1 protein-coding gene is annotated in these 4,888 nt (G+C 64.3%); it reads left to right on the top strand.

The window, feature by feature from the left end:
• The coding region (locus ACFDS3_RS19010) for a phage tail protein (RefSeq protein WP_375263914.1) at nt 1-4,888 on the top strand (4,888 nt) is incomplete at both ends.

Genomic DNA, 4,888 nt, shown 5'->3' with positions numbered 1-4,888 from the left:
AACCTCTTCTCGACCGACGTCGTCGAGGCGATCCTCGCGGTCTCTGAAGGCCCCATCAAGGGTCTGGCAGACGGTCCCAAGAGCTTTTACGTCGGCGATACCCCGCTCCTCGACCCCGTTGGCAAGAACAACTTCGACGGCTTCGAGCTGATCGCCCGTGAGGGTGGAGTGCTGGGTGAGAAGATTACCCCTCGAATGGGGGGCTTCGGCACCAGCACCAACGTGGGCGTCGAGCTTGCTCCGCAAACCCCGGTCGTGCGCGCCGGATACCAGACGGAAATCGACTACATCGACATCCGTCTGGTGGTCAGCCGCTTGTCGAAAGATAATGACGACGGCTCTTTTGAGCACACCGGCAAGGTCAAGATCGAGTATCGGAAGTCGGGCGTGTCCGCTTGGACCCCGGTGCGGACGCCCGAGGCCGAGCCCTTTCCCGAACAGGAGGCAGTCACCGGGGGTGCGGTCTACCGCAACTACGGCAACAACCCTGCGCAGATCGCCGCGGCGGTCTGGGACTATGTCAGCACCGTCGCCAACAACGCACTGGCTGCGGCCAATGCCAAAATGGGCACCTGGTTCAAGGCTGACGAGAACTACAAGCCCTACCAGTGGAGCGGCGAGGCTTGGACGCCGGTCGAGGGCGCGACCCGAACTGGCAAGGTCTGGACCTTCAACGGGCGGCGCGTAACCTACTCCACCGAACCGCCGGCCAACCGCGTGGTCGGCGAGGGCTGGATCCACACCGACAGCAACCTCCACAAGATCTGGAACGGTGATGCTTGGGTGAAGGGCGGCTCGAGCTTCGAACCGGGCGGGGTAGGGTCCAACGGCACTGGCGGCAAAATCACCGTCGACGCCGGTGAAATCTCAATCTTCGGTAAGACGACCAGCGCCTTCGTCAAGGAACTGCGCATCCCGGTCGAGAACGGCCCGCACACCTACGAGGTCCGCGTGACACGCACCTCGCCCGCCAACACCGATGAGCTGTTCTTCGACGTCTCGTGGGAGAGCTTCCAAGAGCTGTCTGTCGAGCCGATGAAGTTCCCCGGCGTGGCGACAATCCAGCTCACCGCCCGCGCTTCCGAGCAGTTCAGCTCGATCCCCGAGTTCTCGGGCGTCTTCGAGGGTCGCACCGTGAAGGTGCCCTCGAACTACGACCCGAAAACCCGCAAGTACGAAGGTCTCTGGGACGGGACGTGGAAGGTCGATTACACGAACAACCCGGCCTTCATCGGCTTGGACCTGATCGAAAACAACCGCTACGGCCTGAGCGCCTACTACCCGGTCACCGTCAACAAGTTCGACATCTACGAGGCTGGCCAGTGGTGCGATACCAAGGCCGCTGATGGATCCCCGCGGTTCACCTTCAACGGTGTCATCGACACGCCCCGCGATGGTCGTGAAGCGATCAACTACGTGTTTGGCCTGTTCGGCGGGCGCTTCTTCGACGACGGCAACGGGACCGGTGTGATCCGTCTCGATCAGGACTCGGCAGCTGTGGCCGTGTTCTCGCCCGAGAACGTCGAGGGTGGCGTCTTCACTTACGCCCAAACCCCGCTGGCCAGCCGGCACAACGACATCACCGTCACCTTCATCAACCCCGCCCTGAACTGGCAGGAGGACCGCCGCCGGGTCTTCGATCAGGACAACATCGACACCTACGGACGCAACGCGACCTCGATGGTGGCGGTGGGCTGCACCTCCGTTGAGGAAGCGATCCGCCGGGGCCGCTACCGGCTGGTTACGGGCCTCACCGAGAAGACGACGGTTGGTTTCACGACGAACAGAATGGGCGCATTCTTGCAGCCCTACGACGTGATCCTGGTCGCCGATCAGGACTACGATTTCGGTCTGCACGGTCGCGTCCAGTCCATCGTCGACGCCAACACGATCCAGCTGCGCGATCCGATCTACCTCGAACCCGGCATCAGCTACCGTGTCAGCTTTACCGTCATCGACACGGTGAGTGACGAGTACACGGTCGTCACGCTCAACATCGCCAGCGGCCAGAGCGGCAACCGCACCACGCTGAACTTGACGTCCAGTCTGCCGGGCGACGTGCTCGCTGGCAGCGTCTTCACGGTTCACCAAACCGGCACCACGATCGCACCGAAGCCGTTCCGTGTCCTCGACATCGAGAACGACGCCGACAGCGAGAAGGTCAAGATTTCGGCGATCGAGATCAACCGCGCGAAGTGGCCCTATGTCGATGGACGGATCGACGAGATCGAGTACAACGGCTTCTACGATCTCAAGACGAGCCAGATCCCCGAGCCGGTGACCAACCCCCGCGTGACGGTTAAGAGCCAAAAGCAGGGCAAGCGGGTCATCCGCACGATGAACTTCTCGTGGGATCCGAGCCCCTCGACCTTTGTGACCAAGTACCGGCTCTCGGCATCCGCCAACGGTGGGCCGATGACCCAACTGGCAGAGGTCGCCAGCCTGCGGCACGAGTGGCGGGACATCGCCCCGGCGAACTACGTCTTCACCGTTGAGCCGATTGGCAAGAACGGCATCCTCGGCCGGGCGACCACCTTCGAGCACAAGATGCTTCGCGCCAGCGAAGACCTTGATACCATCGGCAACCTCACGCTCTCGAACGCAGGCACCGTGCGCCCTGATGGCGTCTTCACGCCCATGCTGGTCGCGAGCTGGGACGCCTACACCGAAGAGACGATCTCCGAGTACCAGGTCCAGTGGAAGACGAGCACCGCCACCAAGTGGCAGAACGCCTCCGTTGAAGACCCGAGCTTCGAGCTGCCGAACCCGGTAGCTGGAGAAACCTACGAACTGCGTGTCCGCGCCGTGGCGGATGCCACGATCCTGACGAAATGGGCCAAGGCCTCCTCGGTCGTGCAGGTAGACACCCTCGCCCCGCCGGTGCCGACGAACTGGCGTGGCAAGGCGAACTTCGATGCCGTCGTCCTGCGCGGCGACCGCAGCCCTGCCAACGACTTCCGGGGCTTCCGGGTCTATGCCTCGACGGCCACCAGCACGGTGCTGGTGTTCCTCTCTGAGCACCGGGGCAACATCATCACGCTGACCCCCGAGGCGGCGGACATCTTCACGCGCTACAAGATCAGCGCCATCGACTACGCGGGCAACGAAAGCGCCAAGACCGACTACATCGAGGCCGCGCCGATCGTGAACCCGGCGACGGTGGTGCCCAACGCCCCGACTGGTCTCATCGTCACCTCCGTGGTGATCGACCAGCACCGCTCGCGCGTGAAGGTGGACTGGAACGTAAGCCCTGAGGTCGGCGTTGTCGGCTACAAGGTGAAGGTCCGCCCAGCGACCGGCGCGGCGACGATCACCCCCGCTGGCGTCACCCACTTCGAGTTCGACTGGACCGTCAACACCAACGTCTATGTCTCGGTCTGCGCCGAAAACGTGATGGGCCAGCTGGGTGCGTACAGCGCCGAGGTGCTGCACAAGGCGATCAAGGACAGCACCCCTCCGGCGGTGCCGACCGGTCTGAAGGCCAACCCCGGCTTGAAGCTGCTCGCCCTTGAGTGGGGGAAGGTCGCCGACGCGGACCTCAAAGAGTACGAGGTCTACGTCCATACGGCAGCCACCCCGGCACCAACCACTGGCACCACGCCCACTTTCGTGACGGGGGTCTCGGCCTACGTTGTGACGGGCCTCGGTGATGAAGAGAACCGGTGGTTCTGGGTTCGCTCGGTCGACCACGCCGGCAACAAGTCCGCATGGTCTTCCTCTGCCTCTGGCAAGACGCTGGCCGCCCCCGGCGTGAACCAGCAGCAGCTGCAGGGCATGATCGACCGCACCAGCTTCGCCGCTGGTGTGGAGCCGGTCGAGGTCCGCTCGACGCTGCCGGGCACACCTCATGTTCAAGGCCGCTTGGTCGCTCTGACCACGGACGGCAAGCTCTACCGCAACACGGGCTCCGGCTGGACCGCTGCTGTTGATGCCGCCGACATTTCGGGCCAAGTGGCTGCTGCTCAGATCGCGGCCCTCGAAGCCTCGAAAATCACCGGCCAACTCTCCGCGGCCCAGATCGCCAGCATCGAAGCTGCGAAGGTCAGTGGTCAACTCACCAGCGCCCAGATCGCCAGCATCGAAGCCAGTAAGCTGACTGGCCAGCTGGTCGCCGCCCAGCTGGCGGATGCTCAGATCACCGCCGCCAAGCTGACCGCTGGTCTGAAGGCGATCGAGATCGTCGGCACCCTGCCGGGAGCCCCCCACCCGCAGGGCCGCTCGGTTCTGCTGACGACGGACAACAAGCTCTACCGCAACACTGGCTCGGGTTGGACCGCCGCCGTTGCTGCGACGGACATGACCGGGCAGCTGACGGACGCGCAGATTGCCGCCGTCTCCGCAGCCAAGCTCGCGGGTCAGCTCACGGACGCGCAGATCGCGGCCATCGACGCGGCCAAGCTCACCGGCACGATCAACGAAGCCCGACTGGCTTCGCTCGATGCCTCGAAGCTCACAGGCACGATCAACGAGGCGCGTATCGCGGGCCTCGCCGCATCGAAGGTCACGGGCCAGCTCTCCGCGAGCCAGATCGCGTCCCTCGAAGCCGCGAAGATCAGCGGTCAGCTGACCGACGCCCAGATCGCCAACATCGCAGCCTCCAAGATGACGGGGCAGGTGGTCGCCGCCCAGATCGCCGCTGCGGCCATCGACGCCACGAAGCTGACCTCCGGCCTGAAGGCCATCGAGATCGTTTCGACGCTGCCGGGCGCCCCGCACACGCAGGGCCGCACGGTCCTGCTGACCACCGACAACAAGCTCTACCGCAACACTGGCGCGGGCTGGACTGCTGCCGTCGCTGCGTCGGACATGTCGGGTCAGCTGACCTCGGCCCAGGTTGCGGACCTCGATGCTGCGAAGCTGACCGGCACCATCGTCGAAGCCCGTCTGG

This window comes from Palleronia sp. (genome assembly GCF_042089775.1).
GTDB lineage: Bacteria > Pseudomonadota > Alphaproteobacteria > Rhodobacterales > Rhodobacteraceae > Palleronia.
Note: the sequence above shows the minus strand (reverse complement) of the source record. Positions and strands in the feature narration are given on the sequence as shown.